The organism is Oleiphilus sp. HI0061, from assembly GCF_001635675.1.
Window position 1 is genome coordinate 1 of sequence record NZ_LWFE01000971.1, and the last position, 343, is coordinate 343.

Below are 343 nucleotides of genomic sequence, written 5' to 3' on the forward strand. Positions count from 1 at the left end.
TCATTTGTAAAAACCCTTTGAACTCTTATTGGTGTACTCATACGTTTACCTCTGAGTTGTATACATTGGATTACTTAGCAGAATACGTTGATATTCAAACACCGGTAAACGATGTAGAACCCCAAGGGCTAGGACGAAATGTTGATCTTTTCGATACACTGAGAAAGTGGGCTTATCGGGCTATCAGGCAAGGTTGGCCTAAGTTTGACCAATGGCTTACTGCTTGCTCTGATAGAGCTTTGATGATCAATACAAGATTTACCTCTCCTTTAGATAACAATGAAGTTGACCACGTTGCAAAGTCTGTTGCTAAGTGGACGTTTAATAATTTCTCAGAACGTAG

General features: G+C 39.7%; 1 protein-coding gene. It reads left to right on the top strand.

Annotation, left to right across the window (positions count from 1 at the left end; translation table 11 throughout):
- Positions 1-65: 65 nt before the first annotated feature.
- A partial coding sequence (locus tag A3735_RS11360) for a primase C-terminal domain-containing protein (RefSeq protein WP_197485871.1) occupies positions 66-343 on the top strand: 278 nt, incomplete at its 3' end.